The 1,715-nt window shown below is 37.7% G+C and carries 2 protein-coding genes and 1 pseudogene; all 3 read left to right on the top strand.

Features of this window, described 5'->3' with window-relative positions:
• Positions 1-124 precede the first annotated feature (124 nt).
• A pseudogene (locus tag ACRCJ0_RS13430) lies at positions 125-190 on the top strand (hypothetical protein); the annotation flags it as partial.
• Between the two features lie 84 nt (positions 191-274).
• Complete coding sequence (locus ACRCJ0_RS13435) at positions 275-898, top strand: amino acid ABC transporter permease (protein ID WP_431390745.1); 624 nt, start codon at positions 275-277, stop codon at positions 896-898.
• Between the two features lie 15 nt (positions 899-913).
• On the top strand, positions 914-1,591 hold the full coding sequence (locus ACRCJ0_RS13440) for an amino acid ABC transporter ATP-binding protein (RefSeq protein ID WP_419971107.1): 678 nt from the start codon (positions 914-916) through the stop codon (positions 1,589-1,591).
• Positions 1,592-1,715 lie beyond the last annotated feature (124 nt).

The raw sequence follows: 1,715 nt of genomic DNA on the forward strand, positions 1-1,715 counted from the left end.
CGATTTGGATGCTGACCGTGTGGATGCTATCTATGCTGGGGATATCTATTCTCGCTATACCTTAAACCAAAAAGGAACTTTAGATGAATATGAGTACTTTGTAGATGAAACATCTGTTGAACCGATGGGTGTTGGTTTTAGAAAATCAGATACTGCATTAAAAGAACAAGTGGATGCGGGGATTGAAGAATTAAGACAAAACGGGACATATGCTGAATTTGAAGTGAAATGGTTTGGTGAAGATTCAGAATCAACGGGCTCATCAAATATTGTGATGACAGTATTACCATCATTATTAAACGGATTAAAACTCACTTTACTTTTATTCGCAATTGTATTAGTCATTTCAGTACCAATCGGTTTCTTAATCGGGATCTTACGCGTGTTTGGCCCAAAATGGTTACAAGGAATTATTGAAGCTTATGTTTTTATCATGCGTGGTAGTCCACTAATGCTTCAATTGATGGTGATCTTCTTTGGTTTACCATATATTGGTATCGCTATGGATCGATTCCCAGCAGCTGTTCTTGCATATGTGATTAACTATGCTGCTTATTTTGCAGAAATCTTTAGAGGTGGTATTTCAGCAGTGCCAGACGGTCAATATGAAAGTATTTCTGTATTAGGTATTGGTAAAATTCGTGGTTTTAGAAGAATTATCTTACCGCAAGTAGTTAATATTGTATTACCTTCAATTGGGAACGAAGTGATTTCCCTAGTAAAAGATACGTCATTAGTTTATGTGATTGGACTTGGCGAGTTACTAAGAGCCGGAAATATTGCAGCGAATACCTATGCGTCTCTAGTACCATACTTAGTTGCTGGGGCGATTTACTTAATCGTCACAGCAGTACTTACATTCGTCTTACGCAAATTTGAAAACCAATTGAAATGGTAAAAGGGAGGTCATCGTATGTCATTAAAAGTATCAGGACTAAATAAGGCTTATAAGGATAACCAAGTGATTAAAGATTATGATTTTGAAATCAACCCAGGTGAAGTGGTGATTTTACTAGGTCGTTCAGGGACAGGTAAAACAACATTTATGCGTATTATCAACAATCTTGAAGAAGCTGACCGCGGCACGATTGAAATTAACGGCAAAGTCTTATCAAAAGATAACGGCACTAAAGCTGTCTATGGTTCAAATAGTGAGCGCCGTGCTTATCAAAATGAACTCGGCATGGTTTTCCAAGATTATCAATTGTTCCCAAATTTAACCGTGATTCAAAATCTAATTGAAGCCCCCTTAGCACAAGGTCTGAAAAATAAAGCGGCACTGATTGAAGACGGTAAAAAATTATTAGCAGATGTTGGTTTATCTGACAAAGCAGATGTATTCCCATCCACATTATCAGGTGGACAGAAGCAACGGGTGGCGATTGCTAGAGCCTTAATGCTAAATCCAAGTGTCTTGTGCTTTGATGAACCTACTTCAGCCTTGGATAGAGAATCTGCTGATCAAATCGGTGGCCTTATCACAGCCTTAGCTAAAGACCAAGGTAAAGCCATTCTGATTGTTACCCACGATACTGTCTTCGGCAAACAAATTGGAACTAGAATTGAGTCATCGACTGAATTCGCGAAATAATCTAAGTTAAATGCTAGATTTTTCAACTTTTTAACTTAATCATGATGATTTTCTTGACGGGGTTAGGTTAATTTGGTAATATATATGATGTTGTAAAAAGTGTGAGCACCACACTGCAACCGCA

The organism is Aerococcus sp. L_32 (assembly GCF_050689315.1).

What these genes read in the sequence shown, in the direction of transcription:
- ACRCJ0_RS13435 (WP_431390745.1), top strand. Translation starts at nt 275, where the DNA reads ATGACAGTATTACCATCATTATTAAACGGATTAAAACTCACTTTACTT.
- ACRCJ0_RS13440 (WP_419971107.1), top strand. Translation starts at nt 914, where the DNA reads ATGTCATTAAAAGTATCAGGACTAAATAAGGCTTATAAGGATAACCAA.